Genomic DNA, 18,131 nt, shown 5'->3' with positions numbered 1-18,131 from the left:
GGCACCGACAGTCACAGTTCGGCGGAGTCCCCCGCGGTGAGTCGCCCGTGGTCGGTGCCGCCGAGGGTGTCCAGGGCGTAGTCGTAGACCGGCCGGGCGATGTCGGAGAGGTAGGCGTCGTGGATGTCCAGGGCCCGGCGCGGCTTGACCTCACGGAGGTAGTCGATCACCTCGGAGACCTTGTTCCAGGGGGCGTGTACCGGGAGCATCAGGGTCTCGACGGGCACTCCGGGCACGGTCAGCGCGTCCCCGGGGTGGAAAAGGGAACCTTCCACGAGGTAGCCGACGTTCGTGACGCGCGGGATGTCCGGGTGGACCACCGCGTGCAGCTCCCCGTGGACCTGGACCTCGAACCCGGCCGCCGTGAAGGCGTCGCCGTGGCCGACGGTGTGCACCCGGCCCGGATAGGCGGGGGCGAGCTTCTCGGCGACGCTGCGCAGGGTCCACAGCTCGACCGCCGGATCGGCGTCGAGGGCGGCCCGCAGCCGGCCCTCCTCGAAGTGGTCGGGGTGTTCGTGCGTGACCAGCAGGGCGTCCGCCCCCAGTCCCGCGTCCGGTTCGCTGAAGGCGCCCGGGTCGATGACGAGCGTGCGCCCGTCCTTCTCCAACTGGACGCAGGAATGCAGCCGCTTGGTGAGCTTCATGATCCCAAGGCTAGCGGTGACCGGGGGTGGTCAGGGGGTGGTGGAGGAGACGACGTAGACCTTGGAGACCTTGGGGTCGGTGAGGTCGACGGTGATGTCCCGGGTGGGCCGCGGGTCGTCCTGTTCGAGGGTGGTGCCCAGCCACGGGGTCTGCGGCTTCCAGTGCCAGCCGGCGATCGAGGTGTCGTGCGCGGAGACCGAGACCCCGGGGGTCAGGTCCTCCCGGCTGATGCCGAGCGAGGACAGGAAGCCGTCCAGCTCCGGCGGGGTGACCGCGAACTGGACGTACAGCCGGCTGGTGCGCCAGTTGTTGGTCTCCAGGAACCCGACGCGCCAGGCCTTGTCCGGGACCGGAACCTCGTAGATGCTGCGCTGCACCTTGGAGGGCCAGCCGGGGCGCACCTTGGACGCGCCGACCTTGGCGGCCTTGTCGCGGCCGCTCTCGCGGCTCTGCTGGGTGGAGATCGCCAGGTAGCCCGCGGGTACGCCGACCAGCAGCAGGATGATGATCGCGGTGATCCAGCGGCGCTTGACGACGTGCCTGCGGTCCTCGGCGGTGGGCGCCGGGGTGCTTTCGGAGTCGGGGGCGGAGGCCTGGTGGGGCAGGGTGGGCGGGTTCACTGTTCGTCCTGGTCCTTGGGGGCGGCGGGGTCGCGCCGCCCCAGCTGCTGCGCGTAGCGCTCGTACCGCTCGTAGCGCTCGACCCGGCGGCGGGTGGCGCGGCGGAAGCGGCGGGCGACGAGCCGGGCGAGGTCGGCGGCGCCGACCATGCCCGCCTCGGGTCCGAGCTGGGCCTTGGCGATACGGGCTTCGGGGCGGTAGCCGCGGCCGGTGAGGTGGCGGCGGAAGGCGTCCCGGGCCGGGCCGATCAGCAGGTCGTCGGCGGCGCTGACGCCGCCGCCGATGACGAAGCAGGACGGGTCGAGGGCGGCGGCGAGGTTGGCGATGCCGACGCCCAGCCACTGGCCGATGTCCTGGAGCAGCTCGACGCACATGGCGTCGCCCTCGCGGGCCAGCTCGGTGATCAGCGGTCCGGTGATCTCGGAGACGTTGCCGCCGACCCGGGCGATGATGTTGTACGCGACCGGCGAGTCGGCGGCGGCCAGCTCGCGGGCCTCGCGGACCAGGGCGTTCCCGGAGCTGTACTGCTCCCAGCAGCCGCGGTTGCCGCAGGGGCAGCGGTGGCCGCCGGGGACGACCTGCATATGGCCGAATTCGCCCGCGACCCCGTACCGTCCGCGCTTGACCTGGCCGCCTTCGAGGATGGCCCCGCCGATGCCGGTGCCGAGCGTGATCATGACGAGGTGGTCCTCGCCGCGTCCGGCGCCGAAGCGCCATTCCGCCCAGGCGGCGGTGTTGGCATCGTTGTCGACCATGACCGGGACCGCGAGCCGGGACTGGAGCGCGTCGCGCAGGGGCTCGTCGCGCCAGGCCAGGTGGGGTGCGAACAGCACGCGGGAGCGGTCGGCGTCGACCCAGCCGGCCGCCCCGATGCCGACCGCGTGCACGTCGTGCCGGTCGGAGAGGTCCAGCACCAGCTCGACGATGGTGTCCTCGACGACCTTGGGGCTCTTGGACTTGTCCGGGGTCTCCGTGCGGATCTTCTCCAGGATGATCCCGTCGGCGTCGACGACGCCGGCCATCACCTTGGTGCCGCCGATGTCGATGCCGACCGTGGGGACGCGCGGGGCCGTCAGGTGCGACCGGCGCTCCCGGGTCCCGATGGTCCGCAGGACGGTGCCTCGCGCCGACCCCCGGTGGGTGAGCGTGAAGTCCCGGTACGTGCTCATCGAGTCGTGTCGTCCCTCTTGGGTGCGGTGGTTCGGGGGGTCCGGCCGGCCTCGCCGGCCGGGCCGCTCCGGCCGGCTGCGCGGTCCGTCGCGGCCGTGGCGTCTGGGGTGCCTGCCCCTGATTCTGCCACTCGCTCCAGTTCGTGGCTCAGTTCGTCCAGCTCGGAGCCGCCCGCCATCTGCCGGGTGAGCTCGTCGAGCGTGATCGAGTCGCGGGTGTGGCTGCCCGCCATGGTGCCGCGTTTGAGGAGGACGAAACGGTCCCCGACCAGGTACGCGTGGTGCGGGTTGTGGGTGATCAGGACCACGCCGAGGCCCGCGTCCCGGGCGGCGGCGACGTACTTGAGGACCACTCCGGACTGCTTGACGCCGAGGGCCGCGGTGGGCTCGTCGAGCACGAGGACCTTCGCCCCGAAGTACACGGCGCGGGCGATGGCCACGCACTGCCGCTCACCGCCGGACAGCGTGCCGATGGGCTGGTCCACGTCCCGCAGGTCGATGCCCATGCGCAGCAGCTCGGTGCGGGTGGTCTCGCGCATGAGGTCCACGTCGAGGCGGCGGAAGGGGCCGCGGCCCCTGGTGGGCTCCGAGCCGAGGAAGAAGTTCCGCCAGACGGGCATGAGCGGGACGACGGCGAGGTCCTGGTAGACGGTGGCGATGCCGTGGTCGAGGGCCGCGCGGGGGTTGGCGAGCACGGTCTCCTCCCCCTCGATCTCGAAGGTGCCGGCGTCGTGCCGGTGCAGCCCCGCGATGATCTTGATGAGGGTGGACTTGCCGGCGCCGTTGTCGCCGAGGACACAGGTGATCTCGCCCGCCGAGACCTCCAAGGAGACCCCTTGGAGGGCGCGGATGTTCCCGTAGAACTTGCTGACGTCGGTCAGCTTCACCAGGGCGGTGCCCGCTCCGGGCCCGGTCGCGGTCTTCTCGGTCGCGGTCACTTGGTTGCCTCCGCCCGCTTGCGGACCCATGCGTTGAGCAGCGTGGCCAGCAGGAGCATCGCGCCGAGGAAGAACTTGAACCAGTCCGGATTCCACTGGGCGTACACGATGCCGTTGCTGGTCATGCCGAAGATGAAGGCGCCGACCGCCGAGCCGATGGCAGAGCCGTAGCCGCCGGTCATCAGACAGCCGCCGATGACGGCCGCGATGATGTAGAGGAACTCGTTGCCCACGCCCTCGCCCGACTGGACCACGTCGAACGAGAAGAGGATGTGCTGTCCCGAGATCCAGGCGCACAGGGCGACGCCCATGTAGAGCCCGATGCGGGTCTTCACGACGGGCACGCCGGTGGCGCGGGCCGCGTCGGCCCCGCCGCCCACGGCGAAGATCCAGTTCCCGGCGCGGGTGCGCAGCAGGATCCAGGTGGCGACGGCGACGATGGCGAACCACCACAGGATGGTGACCTTGAGGGTGACCGAGCCGATGTTCCACTGCGAGGCGAAGAGGGCGCGGGCGGAGGAGAAGCCCTCCATGTCGGCGATGGTCTTGGTGGAGACCGTGCCGGTGATCAGCTTGGTGAAGCCGAGGTTCAGGCCGGTCAGCATCAGGAAGGTGCCGAGCGTGATGATGAAGCTCGGCAGCTTCGTGCGGGTCAGCATGAACCCGTTGAAGAACCCGATGGCCAGGGTGACCAGCAGGGACACGCCGACGCCGACCCAGACGTTGGCGGTCATCTGGTAGCTGAACATCGAGCTCACCAGTGCCGAGGTCGTGACCATGACGCCCGCGGAGAGGTCGAACTCGCCGCCGATCATCAGCAGGGCCACCGGGGCGGCCATGATCCCGATGGTGGAGGCCGAGTAGAGGATCGTGCTGAGGCTGGAGGCCTGCAGGAAGGTCGGCGCGACGATGGAGAAGAAGACGAAGACGGCGACGGCGCCGACCACCGAGCCCAGCTCGGGGCGGGCGAGCAGCTTGCGCAGGGTGGAGGTGGGGGCGAGCCGTTCGTCGCGCCCGTCGGCGGGTGCGGCCGCGCTCATCGGCTGCCCCGCTTGATGTACTCCTCCAGCTCGGCCGCCTCGGCGGCGGTGACGATCTGCGGTCCGGTGAGCACCGGGCGGCCGCCGCCGAGCACGTTCGCGTTGTAGCGGTAGAGCCAGAGCAGGTCGATGGCCTCGTAGCCCTGCAGGTAGGGCTGCTGGTCGACGGCGAAGCCGAGGGCGCCGGACTTCAGGTCGCGGGCGACCGAGGCGTTGAGGTCGAAGGTGTCGACCTCCGCCTTGCTGCCCGCCTCGTCCTTCGCCTTGACGGCGGTGGGCGCGAAGGGCGCACCGAGGGTCACGATCGCGTCGATCGAGGGGTCCGCCTGGAGCTTGGCCTGGAGGGACGCCTGGACGGAGGGCATGTTGGTGCCCTCGACGTACAGGTTCTCCATGGTCCCGGAGAAGGTCTTCTTCGCCCCGGCACAGCGCTGCTCGTGGCCGACGTTGCCCTGCTCGTGCAGGACGCAGACGGCCCGCTTCCTCCCGCGCTTGTTCAGCTCGGTGCCGACGGCCTCGCCCGCGATCACCTCGTCCTGGCCGATGTGGGTCAGGGCCCCGTACTCGGCGGACTGGGCCGAGCCGGAGTTGACCGTGATCACCGGGATGCCGGCCTTGGCGGCCTTGGCGAGGACGTCCTTGAGGGCCTCGGGCTTGGCCAGGCTGACGACGATCCCGTCGACCTTCTGGTCGATGGCGTTCTGCACGAACTGTGCCTGCTGCTGGGCCTGGTCGTCGTGGGCGTAGACGAAGTTGATGTTGTCCTTCGCCGCGGCCTCCTTGGCGCCCTTCTGGACGATGTCCCAGAAGGTGTCGCCGTCGCCCGCGTGCGTGACCATCGCGAAGGTCCAGCGCGGCGTGGAGACGGCCGGCCGGCCCGCCTCGGCGGCCCTCGCGCGCTCCTCGGCGCGCTTGCCGCCCGTACTGCTGCAGCCCGCGAGCGAGGCCCCCAGTACCGCCGCGAGCACGGCGCCCACGACGCGTACCCCTGTCCGAACCCTAGCCACGTCGCCGCGCCCTTCCCTCGTCATCGATTCGGTCCGTCGTCGAGCCGGTCACCAATCCGGTCATTCCGGCTCCATTCCGGTCCAGCCGCTCAGTATCCGCCACAGTCGACCATGAAGGGTCATCGGGGCACGCACGGTCAGGTTGACATGCGCGGGCGGATTGACAGGTTCCGCCGACAGGGTCAGGTTGAGTGCATGCGCATCGGGTTGATCGGAACGGGCCGGATCGGGTCCTTCCACGCGGCGGTACTGGCCCGCCACCCAGAGGCGGGCTCGCTCCTGCTCGCGGACGCCGATCCCGCGCGGGCGGCGCGCCTCGCCGACCGGCTCGGGGCCACCGCCGCGCCCTCCGTGGAGCAGGTCTTCACCTGGGGCGTGGACGCGGTGGTGGTGGCGTCGGCGACCGAGGCGCACGCGGACCTCGTCGTACGGGCGGTCCGCGGCGGGCTGCCGGTGTTCTGCGAGAAGCCGCTGGCCCCGGACCTGAACCGGACCCTCGCGGCCCTGCGCGAGGTCACGTCCTCGGGCGGACTGCTCCAGGTGGGCTTCATGCGCCGCTTCGACGCGGGCTACGGCACGGCGCGGGAGCTGGTCCGTTCGGGCACCCTGGGGCGGCTGCACACCGTCCGGACGATGACGGCCGACCCGGCGCCGCCGGCGGCCGCGTACCTGGCGACCTCGGGCGGACTGTACCGGGACTGCCTGGTGCACGACTTCGACATGGTCCGCTGGGTGACCGGGCACGAGGTGGTCGAGGTGTACGCGGCCGGGTCGGACGCGGGTCCGGCGCTCTTCCGGGAGACGGGCGACATCGACACGGCGGCCGCCGTGCTGACGCTGGACGACGGGACCCTGGTCACGGCGACCGGTACCCGGTGCAACGGCGCCGGGTACGACGTGCGGATGGAGCTGGCCGGGGAGCTGGACCAGGTCTCCGTCGGGCTGGACGACCGGACGCCGATCGCCTCCACCGAACCGCACGGCCCGCCCCCGGCGAGCAAGCCGTGGACGGGCTTCCTGGAACGGTTCGCCCCGGCCTACGAGGCCGAGCTGGCGGCCTTCGTCCAGTTCGTACGGGGTGAGGGCGCCAACCCGTGCGACGGCCGGGAGGCGCTGGCGGCGTTCCGGATCGCGGAGGCCTGCGAACTCTCGCGCCGCGAGCGGCGCCGGGTGCGGCTGGAGGAGCTCCCGGACCTGCCGGCTCTGTAAGGGGGGCACGGGGCCACAGTACGGCGGGTGATCACCTGTGGCTGCGGCGCTTTCCGGACACGCTCAGGCGGTGCTGACGGCGCGCCGTCCCCAGGCGGTGCCGGCGAGGACCAGGAGGGCTCCGGCATAGCCGGGGAGCCCCAGCTCCTCCCCGCCGATGGCGATGCCGGCGACGGCGGCCCACAGGGGCTCGGTGCCCAGCAGCAGGCTGACCCGGGAGGGCGAGGTGCGGCGTACGGCCCACATCTGCACGAAGAAGGCGAAGAGCGTGCAGAAGACGGAGAGGAAGGCGAGCCCGGCCCACTGGGCGGGCCCGAAGTCCGCCGCGGCGGCCCAGGGGGTCGCGCCGGTGCCGGGTACGGCGGCCAGCATCGCGAAGACGAGGACCGCGGCGCCGAGCTGCACGGTGGTCAGGGACAGCGAGTCGGCGTCCTGGACGGCCTCGATGCGGGCCATGAGCAGGACGTGCAGGGTCCGGGCGAGGGCGGCACCGAGGATGAGCAGGTCACCGGGGCTGGGCGCGGTGAAGCCGGCGCCCTGGGTCAGCAGCACGACGCCGGCGACGGAGACGGCCGCGGCCCCGAGGAACCCGGTGGAGGGCGCCCGCTTGCGGACGGCGGCCTCGGCGAGCGGGGTGAAGATCATCGTCAGGCTGATGATCAGCCCGGCGTTGGTGGCGGAGGTGTGGACGACCCCGTAGGTCTCCAGGAGGAAGATCCCGCCGAGTACCAGGCCCAGCAGCCCGGCGCCGCGCAGCTGGGCGGGGCTCAGGGCGCGCAGCCGCGCCCACCCGGCGACGACGAGCACGGGCAGCACGAGCGCGAACCGGAGCACGAGCACGGCGATGACGGTGTGGGTGGTGGTGATGCCCTTGGCCGCGAGGTAGCTCCCGCCCCAGACGACGGCGACGGCCAGCACGGGCAGATCGGCGAGCCAGGCCCGGCGGGGTGCTTCGAGGGCGGGCGAGATCACGGTCAACGGAGGTCTCCAACGGCTCATCGGGGGTGGAGACGTCGGCGGCTCGCACGGGTGCGGGCACACCGTACCGGAGCCGACCATGCCGGGCGACCCCTTTCCGGGCCTGCGACCCCGGCCCCGTAGCATCGGGCCCATGGCTGATCTCTACGCCCTGGACCTGGCGTTCGACCTGCTCGACACCACGCCCGACGACGTGCTCGCGGAGGTGCGGCGCCAGCTGACGGGGGACGGACTGCTCTCGACCCGGGGCCCGGCGTGGCGCGTCGGCGGCATGCTCGTCGGCGAGTTCGGGCCGGGCGAGCGCGACGGCTGGGCCCTGACCGCCCGCCAGGAGGTCCACGAGGAACAGCTCCCGGAGGTGGAGGACCTCCTCCTGCTCCTGGCCCCCCACATCCGCCCGCCGGGCCCGGTCGGCCGGCTCCGCTTCTACGAACACGAGGCCCCGGACCTGCTGGTCCTGCGCGAGGGCCGCGTGGTCCAGCTGGCGCTGGACCGGCGGTAGGGGATGCCGCTGTAGCCTGCCCGGCATGGCTGAGACCTGGGACGAGCAGCGGCTGATCGCGGGCGGATTCCGGCGCGCGTACGCCGAATTCGAGTGGTACGACGGACCGCGCGCGGGCCTCGCCGACGTCGACGGCAGGCCGCACTACTTCCAGGGCTGTGACTACGACCATGCCGACGAGTCCGACGAGTACCTCGTGTGGCCGGCGAGCGAGGCCGCGGTGGTGCTGGAGCGCGAGCAGTGGGCGATCTTCGTCAGGTGGAACCAGCGCAGCGAAGCCGGGGAGGCCGGTCCGGAGAGTCATCCGGGCCTCGGTCGCGTCGACGCCCGCTACGACGAGCTGAACCGGCTGCTCGCCCCGCACCGGCAGTCGGCGGAGGGTGCGCGGCGGCTGGTCGGCGAGCTGGCGTTCGACGCCGGCGACCGCTACCGGGCCGACGGACCCGACTACTGGTTCCGGTGGCATCCGGGCAGATGAGGAACGGATCCGCAGCGCCGGGTCAGGCGCCGACGGTGCCGAACGACGCCCGGCCCGTCGGCCGGTAGGTGTGAATGGCCGTCCCGGACGATGTCGTACGGGAGGCCGTCAGCTCATAGGCGGTCGGCAGCCCGCCGGTGGGGAACAGCCTCTGCCCCCCGCCGAGAACCACGGGGAACACCAGCAGGTTGATCTCTTCCACGAGGTCCCGGGCGAGCAGCCACTGCGCGAGCTGCCCGCTGCCGTGCAGCTGGAGCTCACCGTCCAGCGTGTCCTTGACCCGGACGATCTCGCTCTGCAGGTGCTCCCCGTCGAGCACGGTGACCGGTCCCCAGGCCGGCTCCTCGAGGGTGGTCGAGGCCACGTACTTGGGCAGCCGGTTCAGCTTGCCCGCGACGGGGTCGGCGGGGTCGTCGTGCTCCGGCCAGTACGAGGCGAAGATCTCGTACGTCTTCCGCCCGAGCAGGAACGCCTCGGCCCGCCCGAACACCTCGGTGATGAACTCCCCCATCCCCTCGTCGGCGAACGGCGCGACCCACCCCCCGTACTCGAACCCGCCGCTGCGATCCTCGTCGGGCCCCCCGGGCGCCTGCGTCACGCCGTCCAATGTGACAAAGGTGGTCAGTGTCAGCTTCCCCATGGCTCTGCGCTCCTCGATCGATGGCCTCTACGGGTTCAGACTCCCGTCCACCCGAGAACTCATCGGCACGCCACGCAACCGACCGCCCGATCAGCCGAACACCACCGCTTCCGCAGCGCCCTCGACCGGGCCGGACTCCGGCGCATCCGCTTTCACGACCTCCGGCACTCGACCGCCGCCCTGCTCCTGGAACAGGGTGTCGAACTCGTCGTCATCAACGAACTCCTCGGCCACACCCACAACGGCGTCACCGCCACCGTCTACGCACACGTCCGCCTCCGCCTCCGCCTCCAGCGCCACGCCATCGACTTCCTCGGCCGCACCCTCGGTGGGGCCTCCGGGACCGCCACCGACCCCGACGACGGCGACGACCCGCCGCTTTGTGCAGCACCCGTCAGCTGACGTTGCCGTCAACTACTGCCGTCAAGGCACGCAAGGAGCCCCACCGAGAAAGAAATTCGGTGGGGCTCCTTGTGGCCATCAGGGTTGCGAGCTGGGACTTTGTGCGCTCACCCTTCGACCCGTTCCGATCTTGACGTGAGTTTCCAAGGCAACGCGCCAGACAAAGTCCGGCGAATGCCGCCAGGAGGCACGTGCACTATCCAGGAATGACGTCAACATTATTCTGCGACAGAATCTCAAGAAGCAAATCGAATTTGGAAATTGGCCCGCGGGCAATATCCATTACCGCAGACAAGGAAGAACGTGCGACGGAAATGTTCCGCCAAATCAGCCGAACCGGGGCACCTTGGAGATGATCCTCGAGAGACTCTCCCAATTCGGTAAAACTCTGCCCGATATACCCTCCTGGGCCACGGAAAACCTCGCCAATCGCGCAGAAGAAACTCGCGACATCCTTGATTTCATCACCCCCCATAACGATCTCTCGAGGGGGAACCGAATACTCCTCCTTAGAAGCAGATTCGGCGTACCTGAGCCCGGCTACTTCTAGCCAGGCTTCACGGGATCCGACCTGAAGCGTGCACCATTCACCACGCCGCGGTTGGGAAACGCGAAACCTGTCCCACAACCTGCGGGCCTCGGCATGCGGAGGCAACCCCGTTTGTGCCGTGACGACTAGATATTCCGGCGTATCTCCGACTACTAGCTTGGCGCCCCACATCGGGTAGCGCCCCATGGGCCGACCTTCGGCGTCGAGGACAAGTACCTCGATGTCACCCCTAAGCGTCTCGATCGGCGCGTCTAGGGTCGGCCGCACAAGCCGGAAGGCGACTCGGGCGTTCTCGGCTTCAAGGAACGCGCCGAAGTCGTCGTCGCTGTAGCGCCCGACAAAAAACCCTTCCAGATCGCAAGCGAATACGAATGCGTCACTTTCCTCGAACCGGACAGAATATTTCACCAACAACGGTCACCCGCCTTCCACCGAGAACACGTCGAATCAACAGGGAGTGATAACGGTGATCTTCGCGTACTTAACTACCGGGTCCGTGTAGCCATACTCCCCAAAGCGGTTCGGACCGACGATCCTGTACGTATTGCCCTTCCCGCGAACCTCCCATTCGCGCGAGCCCGGGAAACCCGACTGCGCGTGAGGACCCCACTTGGCCAGGTGCCTCGACGATTCTTCCCCTCGATAAATCCTTTGAGTAGGATCCGTGACGCTTTCCGTGCGTGGGGTCCCCTGCCCGGCCTGAATCCTGGCAACCTCGTCTGCAGCCCACCGAGGAACATTGTTGTCGTTGTGCACCAGCACCGGCGTTGTGCCGGCGAGCACATAGTACGTGTGGAGGTCGGCGACAGTGAGGTTGTATGTCTCGTTGAACGTCTCGTATGTGCGGATCGCGCTTACAGCAACGGATTCGCCATCGTCGGTACGGAGGTTCTCGCCCGGCTTGAGGTCTCCGGCGTTCTTCCAGACATGGTCGGATTCAGACCAGAACGGGTGATGGCCCGTTGTAGTGATGGTCTTGACACCATCGCTGGTCTGGATACTGAGGTCAATATACTTCTTGTCGTCCTCGGTGAAGATGGTGGCAGTGACAGGCCTTGCCCCCGTTTCGCCGGTTTCAGGGTTGGTAGCTCGCACCTCGTCGCCGGTGGCTAGCTGCTCGATCGGCTTGCTGGTTCCGTCTGCGAGTTGCACCTTCGTGCCCGCCACAAAGCTGTTTCTGGTACAGCTCTTGGCGAACAGCCTCGCAAGGAATCCTTCCGCCCTTCGCGCCACCGCGGTCCCCACCGCTCGCGCCGCCGCTCGCCCCGCATTGGCCCCCGCTGCCACCGGCGGCAAGGGAGCAAAAATCTCTGCGAGTACGGACTCAATGGCATTTTCGTCGGATTCAACACCGAACTGCTTGAACATCCGGTTGGCCTGGTCGCGCACAGAGACACCGAAATACGTAGTAATCGGGGCCAGCGGTCCCATCACGGCCATGTCCAGCATGCCGGCGTAGCCTCGGACCGCACCCGTCCAGATGTTGGTCCAGGTCGAGGGCTTCTTCTTCGCCGTCAGCGTGGTCACACCACCCCTGCCACTGCTCCCCCGGCATTCGGGATCGCGTGAGCAGAGTCGATAGTTGGATTCCCGGGCCGCACGCTGCGTGATGCGCCGCTGCGCGACCTCCACCACCTTGCTGGCCTCGGCCTGGAAGCCGCCGTCGCTGTCACCCTCGAAGTACTTCAGGCCGTCCGGGTCCAGATTGGTGATCGGGTTGCCGTTGGCGTACGTGTACCCGTTCATCTGGAGCGGGTCGGTGATGTCGATGACCGGGTCGACGGTGATGAAGCGGCCGGTGCTGGCTTCGTATTCACGGGCGCCGATGTGGGTCAGGCCCGTGGTGTTGTCGTCCTTGCCGGTGCCTAGGAAAGTGCGGTCGCCGGGCCAGCTGGAGGGCTGGCCACCCCGCGGGTTGCCGTACGGGTCGGACTTGCGCCGGGTGACCGGCTGGCCGGCCTTCTGCTCGACGCTGATCGTCGCGGTGTTGTGGTGGTCGGTGAGCAGATGCGACAGGGTGTGGCCGGTGGTCTTGCCATTGGTGCGGCGGACCGTGGTCGGGGCGCCGGGGCTGCCGTAGTAACGAACGGCGTCCATGGCCTTGCCGGCCTTGTCGACGGTGATCTCGGTTTCACCGAGGTAGAGGGTTCGGGCGCTTCCGGTTTCCTGGATGACCCGGTTGCCGGACGCGTCGTAGAGGTAGCTGGTGAGGTTGCCGAAGCTCCACTGCTGGGCCGCCGTCGGGGCAGGACTGGCGCACGTGAGAGTGTGCAGGTCGTTGCCATCGGCGTCATTGTCGTTGGGGACGGTGAGGCACTGGTTGGTGCCGGTGACGAGGGCCTTGTCCGTCTCGCGGTAGGTGAACTTCTGGCTCCGCGCGCCCGGCGTGCAGGCCTTCAGGACGGCCTTGCCGTTTTCGGCGGTGAGGCACTTGCCGAGGGCCTGGACGGTGTCGCCGGTGATGCGCCACTGCTGGGGCTTGGACTCGTTGCAGGACAGCAGCTGGACGGGAGTGCCGTCCGCGGTGTCGCCGTCCTGGACGTCGAGGCACTTGCCAGAGAGGCCCGTGACCGCGACGGAACCGATGCCGGGGCTGGTCGCCGAGAGGAGCTTGCTGCGGCGGTCCCAGTTCAGGGTCTGGGTGTCACCGTCGATGGTGCGGGTCTTGGTGCTGCCCGCCGCGCTGTAGGTGTAGGTGGACAGGGAGTCGACCGTGGAGCCCGGCGTCCTGGTGCTCTTGTTGACCTTGGTCAGGGCATGGGGCTGCTTCTTCGGGTTCGGCAGGGCACCGCCCGTGATCTCGACGCCGTAGGTGTACGTCGTCTCATCGTCGAGGGCGCTGTTGGTGGGGTCGCGATCGGTCAGCTTGGTGCGGTTACCTATGGCGTCGAACTGATAGTCCTGCCAGTAGGCATCACCCGGCGTACCCGATCCCACCTCCGTCCGGTCCGGGCCCGTGGGACCTGTGGGGCAGCCTTCCGTCTTGCCCGTCCAGGCGCGTACGAGCTGGCCCATGGCGTCGTAGCTGTAGCACTGACGGTCGACGAGGGCCGGGGACTGAGCGGTGGTACCGGGGTACGTGTCCGTGATGGCGGTCGGGTTGCCGACCGCGTCGTACGTGTAGCTGAGCGAGGAGAGGAGATTCGAGCCGGGCGCGGAGTCGCGCGTCTCCTTGTGGCTGGTCGCCGAGGCGACCCGACCAGTGTGGGGGTCGTAGGTGTTCGTGGTCCACACGCGGTTTGGTGCGTTGCCGGAGGCGGTGCGCAGGATCTCGCCGTAGGGACTGTAGACCGTGTCCGCGGTGTACCAGGACAGGCCGGACATGGTCTGCACCATGCCGTCGGCGTTGTAGCGGGTGATCAGCTTCTCGGCGGCGAGGCCGCCGATCGTGGCCGGGAGGGTCGTCGACTGGACCTTGCCCGTGGGGGTGTACGTGGTGCTGTAGGCGTAGCTGCCGGCCAGCCCCTTCGTGGCAGGCACGTCCGGGACGGTGATCCGCGATCCGGTCGGCCGGTACTCGCTGTCGTAGCTGGTGACCTCGGTCTTGTACGAGCCGGCGCCCCACTTGCGAGTGGAGGCGACGGGCTGGCCCTTCCCGCCCGGGAGGGTGTCGTAGGTCCAGGTGGCGATGGGGTCGGCGGTTTCGGAGTCGTCGCGCAGCGCGGTCTTGCGGCCGAGTACGTCGTAGGAGGCGTACTGGGTGACGTTGTAGACGTTGGTCGTCGAGACCTGCTGGTCGAGATTGTTGTACGTGAACGTCGACTTGCCGGTGTCGGGGTCCTCCGACGCAGTCATCCGCCCGCGGGCGTCATAGGTATGGGTCCAGTTGTTGCCGGCCGTGTCGGTGACCTTGGCGAGCTTTCCGCGAATGTCGTAGGTGTAGCTGGTCTTGGTCGCTGTGCTGAGGTCGGTGGCGGTGTAGTGCTCGATCTCGGAGGTGCGGCCCAGCGCATCGGTCCACGTCTTGGCGGCGCGGCTACCCGGCAGCGGGGCCGTTCCGGTGGGCGACATGGCAGTGCGCGTCAGGGTCCAGTCGCCGCCGTACTGGGTGAGGGCGGACTGCCGGGCTTCGCCCTTCTCCAGGGTCGTGACGCGCACGGCGCGGCCGAGGCCGTCGTAGGCGGTCTGGGTGGAGTTGGGGACCTCGGTGACCGACTTGGGGACGTAGAGCTCCGTGCTCAGCTTACCTTCGGCGAGGTAGCCGCTGTTGGTCTGGCTGACGGTTCCGTTCGCACTGTGCAGGGTGTCCGTGATCAGCCGTGCGCCGCCCGGACCCTCGGTCTGGCTCTGGCGGGGACGCAGCAGTCCGTCGTAGATCGCGATGGAAGTGCTGTAGGTTCCGTTGTCCTTGAGGGCGCGGGAGATGACGGCCGGCGTCTTGAGTTCGGCGATCTGGTATTCGAACGTGTAGGCCGCCGGATCGGTGGACTTCTGCGAAGGAGTCCGGACTTCGGTGCTCCGGCCGAGCTCGTCGTACACCGTGCTGACCTTGCGGCCGTTCGCGTCGGTCGATTCAAGGACGCTGCCGCGGCCCGGGTCCACCTTGGCGGTCACGGTGTGCCCGAGGGCATTGGTCACCGTGGTGGAGAACGCCGGTCCCGTCGCGGGGCTGAAGGCCACGCTCGACGGGTTGCCCGCGGCGTCGTAGGTCTTGACCGCGCGGCCGAGCGCGTCGTACTCGGTGCGGCCGGACGTCGTCCAGCCGGTGCCTGCCGCGTCAGTGGTGTCGACCTGGTACGGGAGCCCCCTGGTGGGCGCTGCGCCAAAAGCGTTCACCGCGTCGTAGGAGGTGCGGGTGGCACTGAGGCGCGTGCCGGCCTCGACGCCGCCGCCGGCGCAGTCACCTGTCGTCTCGATGACCTCGGACTGCAGACCGATCAGGTTGCTGGCGGGGTTGTGGACGTACTTGGGCTTGGTGCAGGACTGCTTGACGGTGGTCCAACCGGTGCCCTTGTTCTCCAGGACATCCGTTTGCGTCATCTTGAGGAGACCGTACGCCTCCTTCCCCTCATAAGTGTTGAGGGTTCGCTGCATACGGAACTTGCCACCACTGATGGACTCGATGTCATCGGTCCGGGTTGTTCCCGTCTGGTACGCAACCAGGTCGCTGGTATCGGTCCTCTTGCGCCTCGCCGTCTCCATGCTCCGCGGCCACGTCAGCTCGCGACTCTCGACGCTGCCGCCGGCCTTGCTGTAGGTGATGGTCTCTGCAACCTGCCCCTGGTACTGGCGCAGATCCTCGCCCAGGTCTTCCGTTCCCGAGGAATCCTTGACGGTGACCTTGGCGGTATCGGTGGACAGACCGCGGAAGTACCGGGTGCGGGTCTGGCTCTGCTCGGTCGCGTTGGCCTTGCCCGCGTTCTCGGTCGCACCCGTCGTGGTAAGGACGCTGGCGTAGCCGCGCCACTGACTGTAGGTACGCCGATCGGGCTTGCTGAACTCGTCGTCCTCCTTGGCCCAGGCGGCGTCCTCGTACGTGTAGCTGGTCTTGGCGTCCGGGCGCTGTGCCACCCGGTCCTTCTCGATCACGCTGTCCACGACGTACTTGTTGAACAGCTCGATCGGCGGGACCTTGTCCGGGTCCAGCCCCGTGTCCGCGGACCAGTGCACGGGGAAGCAGCGCGTGGTGTTCTTCGCCAGGTCAGGGACGGTCGCCCCCTTCGCGCACGGGGCCGAGTACTTGACCTCGATCTCGCCACCGGTCTCGGTGAGGATGGTCCCCACCCGGAGCCTGTCGAAGTCCGGTGCAGCGTCGGGCTTCCCGTTCGTGTCCGCCTTCAGGACACGGTTGGGCATGTCCACTACGTTGGCCTTGAAGGAGACCGGGGGCAGCGAGACACCGAGGGTGTCGTTCTTGGCGCCGTAGGCGGTCCGGGTGATGGACTCCAGCCACAGCGGAGGGCTCGTGTCCGTGCGGTGCTTGGGCAGCGACTGCTTGAGGGCCCACTGGTCGACCTTGGTGAGCGCCGTGGAGCCCTCGGTCCGCTGGCCGTAGGTGGTGACACGGTCCAGGCGCATGCGCGACCAGAACGTGGGAGAGAAGGTTTCGCACGCCGCCGCGTCCATCTTGCAGTTCAGCGAGGCGGGGGTGTCATACCATCCGATTCCGTTCTTGGAACCGAACAGGGACTCGGCGCAGGAGACGTTCTTCTCCTCGAAGCACCGCTGCGCCACGCCGAACTCGACTCGGCCCGCAGGGGCACCGGCGAGGTTGTCGGCGCGGAGTCCGTAGAGGATGCGGGTCGGGTATCCGCCGCGGATGTATCCGACCTTGGCGCGGTCCTTCTCGTTGACCTTCTCGTTCTTGGCGTAGCGGTTCTCTTCCTTCGCCCAGTCGATGATCATGGCGTTGCCGTGGATGTCCTCGACGTAGTCGAGGTTCCAGCGCCAGGCCTGGGTGCAGGAGGAATTCGCGTAGGCCGCCTGATAGCAGGGCTCGCCAGGGTGGTTGCCGAAGACCGGGACGGTGAAGACGGAGTCGGTCACGGTCTTGGGCGACGAGCCGTCCCCGTGGGTGCCGACGCTGTGGCGGCCGTAGTGGTAGCGCATGCCGTCACGCGTGGTGACGACCCAGTATTCGCCGTCCTTCGCGCCGTTGCCGCTGCCGGTCTTGAGCTCGACCTTGGAGCCGTCGTCCGTGGCGGGGACCCAGGCACCGCTCGCGGCGTCGTGGACGAGCTCGGTCGTCGACCCGTTGAGGGACAGGACGACGTTGTCGCCGGCCCAGCACAGGTCGCCCTTCTTCTTGTCCGCGGAGTTGTCGTTGTTCGGCTTGCCGCTCGACGAAGCCTTCAGGTCGTCGGAGCAGGAGCGGTAACGGCGTTCGACGAAGCCCGGGTTGTAGTCCCAGCCGTCACCGACCCAGGACGCCTGACCGTTCGTCACGGACGTCCTGCCGTCCACCGCCTGCGAGGAGTACGAGAACGCGATGGACGGGGTGGGCCCCGCCGGCGCCCGGGGCACCGTCAGCGGGTAGGTCCAGGAGAAACCGCCCCCGCTGCCGCCTGCGGTCCATTTGCCCGAGGGCGAGAGGGAGGTGGCCTTGTACGAGCCACCCGCGCCCGCCGCACCGTCGGAGGCGACGACCGCCATGGCGCCGGCGGCGCCGCCAACGCTCATGGTCTGCATGCCCTGAACGGGGGTCGCAGCCGGGTCGAGGGTCGCGATGACCTTCTTGCCACCGGCATCGTTCGCGCTCGGCACGTCTACGGAGACCGAGCATTCGGGCAGTTCAGGGTGGTCGAGGAAGCACGCGGGGTACTGCCGCAGCTTCAGGCGTGAGGACCACTCGGTGCCGTACAGGTCCTGGAACTTCGAGTAGTCCAGAGCGATGTCGACCGGGTTCACGGCGTCGACGGGCGGTGTGATCTTGATGATGGCGCCGTCCACGCCGGCGGCTTCGGTCTTCGTGCGGCCTTCGACGGCCGCCGACCAGGTGCCCGTCGGTGCGGTACCCGTCCCGGGGACCTTACCGATGCTGACCGGGAGCGAGCCGACCTGGACGAAGTCGGTAGTAGGGACAGGCGCCAGCGGAATGGTGGCCGAGGCTTCCGCGGGCGGAGCCACGGCGGTCGGCGTGTACTCCTCGAGCGGCTTCGGCGGATCACCGACCCATCGACCGAGCGCGTCCATGGCGGCCTGGTCGGGCTTGACCTTGAGGTCTTTCTGGAGCCCTGGCAGCTCAACGCCGCTGCGGTCACCAGGTGGTGCCGCCCAGGCCTGGGCGGGTAGAAGAGTTGCGACCAGCACCACGGAGAGTGTGATGCCGGTGCGCCCGGCAAGGCGCGCGCGTGCTGCGCGCGCCTTTCTGTTTCCGGGCAGGCGGAAATTCGCCGAGAACGGCGACATGCGGACCCCCCACGATCTGCCGCCACGGCAATGGCACATGGCTGGCAGGAAACTGACAATTAGCCACTGATTCTGTGGCCGGCGGGCCTGAAACACCAACGTTCC

General features: G+C 68.8%; 13 protein-coding genes and 1 pseudogene. 4 read left to right on the top strand and 10 right to left on the bottom strand.

Features of this window, described 5'->3' with window-relative positions:
• Positions 1-11: 11 nt before the first annotated feature.
• From ACFY04_RS25340 to ACFY04_RS25315, 6 genes are read right to left on the bottom strand one after another with little or no spacing between them, the layout of a single operon-like run.
• Positions 12-644, bottom strand: coding sequence for an MBL fold metallo-hydrolase (locus ACFY04_RS25340; RefSeq protein ID WP_389119815.1), 633 nt, complete (start codon positions 642-644; stop codon positions 12-14).
• A gap of 30 nt (positions 645-674) precedes the next feature.
• Positions 675-1,265 (bottom strand): hypothetical protein, encoded by a 591-nt coding sequence (locus tag ACFY04_RS25335; protein ID WP_389119813.1) that lies wholly within the window; start codon positions 1,263-1,265, stop codon positions 675-677.
• Positions 1,262-2,434 carry an ROK family glucokinase gene (locus tag ACFY04_RS25330; protein WP_351156548.1) on the bottom strand — a complete coding sequence of 391 codons (1,173 nt, stop codon included), beginning with the start codon at positions 2,432-2,434 and terminating at the stop codon, positions 1,262-1,264. Before ACFY04_RS25330 ends, ACFY04_RS25335 begins: the two co-directional genes overlap by 4 nt.
• Entirely contained in the window at positions 2,431-3,372 is a 942-nt protein-coding gene (locus ACFY04_RS25325) for an ATP-binding cassette domain-containing protein (RefSeq protein WP_389119811.1), read from the bottom strand. Before ACFY04_RS25325 ends, ACFY04_RS25330 begins: the two co-directional genes overlap by 4 nt.
• On the bottom strand, positions 3,369-4,412 hold the full coding sequence (locus tag ACFY04_RS25320; RefSeq protein ID WP_314252232.1) for an ABC transporter permease: 1,044 nt from the start codon (positions 4,410-4,412) through the stop codon (positions 3,369-3,371). The genes ACFY04_RS25325 and ACFY04_RS25320 overlap by 4 nt, the downstream gene beginning before the upstream one ends.
• Entirely contained in the window at positions 4,409-5,389 is a 981-nt protein-coding gene (locus tag ACFY04_RS25315) for a sugar ABC transporter substrate-binding protein (protein ID WP_389119808.1), read from the bottom strand. The genes ACFY04_RS25320 and ACFY04_RS25315 overlap by 4 nt, the downstream gene beginning before the upstream one ends.
• 225 nt (positions 5,390-5,614) lie before the next feature.
• Between ACFY04_RS25315 and ACFY04_RS25310 the strand changes: the two genes are divergently transcribed.
• Positions 5,615-6,628: a Gfo/Idh/MocA family oxidoreductase gene (locus ACFY04_RS25310; RefSeq protein WP_389119806.1), complete on the top strand. Its 1,014-nt coding sequence runs from the start codon at positions 5,615-5,617 to the stop codon at positions 6,626-6,628.
• Positions 6,629-6,691: 63 nt separating this feature from the next.
• Here ACFY04_RS25310 and ACFY04_RS25305 read toward each other — a convergent pair whose 3' ends face one another.
• On the bottom strand, positions 6,692-7,627 hold the full coding sequence (locus ACFY04_RS25305; RefSeq protein WP_389119804.1) for a DMT family transporter: 936 nt from the start codon (positions 7,625-7,627) through the stop codon (positions 6,692-6,694).
• 112 nt (positions 7,628-7,739) lie between these two features.
• Between ACFY04_RS25305 and ACFY04_RS25300 the strand changes: the two genes are divergently transcribed.
• Positions 7,740-8,108 carry a hypothetical protein gene (locus ACFY04_RS25300; protein WP_389119803.1) on the top strand — a complete coding sequence of 123 codons (369 nt, stop codon included), beginning with the start codon at positions 7,740-7,742 and terminating at the stop codon, positions 8,106-8,108.
• A gap of 25 nt (positions 8,109-8,133) precedes the next feature.
• The gene (locus ACFY04_RS25295) at positions 8,134-8,586 is read left to right on the top strand and encodes a hypothetical protein (RefSeq protein ID WP_389119801.1); all 453 of its coding nucleotides are present in this window, start codon (positions 8,134-8,136) and stop codon (positions 8,584-8,586) included.
• Between the two features lie 22 nt (positions 8,587-8,608).
• Here the strand turns inward: ACFY04_RS25295 and ACFY04_RS25290 are convergent, their stop codons facing one another.
• Positions 8,609-9,226, bottom strand: a complete 618-nt coding sequence (locus ACFY04_RS25290; protein ID WP_389119798.1) for a dihydrofolate reductase family protein — start codon at positions 9,224-9,226, stop codon at positions 8,609-8,611.
• Between the two features lie 108 nt (positions 9,227-9,334).
• On the opposite strand from ACFY04_RS25290, the pseudogene ACFY04_RS25285 reads away from it, so the two are divergent.
• Positions 9,335-9,628: pseudogene (locus ACFY04_RS25285) on the top strand (tyrosine-type recombinase/integrase); the annotation flags it as partial.
• A 196-nt stretch (positions 9,629-9,824) separates the two neighbouring features.
• On the opposite strand, the gene ACFY04_RS25280 reads toward ACFY04_RS25285, so the two are convergent.
• Positions 9,825-10,586 (bottom strand): hypothetical protein, encoded by a 762-nt coding sequence (locus tag ACFY04_RS25280; protein ID WP_389119796.1) that lies wholly within the window; start codon positions 10,584-10,586, stop codon positions 9,825-9,827.
• Between the two features lie 39 nt (positions 10,587-10,625).
• Positions 10,626-17,927 (bottom strand): polymorphic toxin-type HINT domain-containing protein, encoded by a 7,302-nt coding sequence (locus tag ACFY04_RS25275; RefSeq protein WP_389119794.1) that lies wholly within the window; start codon positions 17,925-17,927, stop codon positions 10,626-10,628.
• Positions 17,928-18,131: the final 204 nt, after the last annotated feature.

It is taken from the genome of Streptomyces sp. NPDC001549, assembly GCF_042894025.1.
In the GTDB taxonomy this organism is placed as follows: domain Bacteria; phylum Actinomycetota; class Actinomycetes; order Streptomycetales; family Streptomycetaceae; genus Streptomyces; species Streptomyces kutzneri.
The sequence above is the reverse complement of the archived record's forward strand: the minus strand, read 5'-3'. Positions and strand labels throughout refer to the sequence as shown.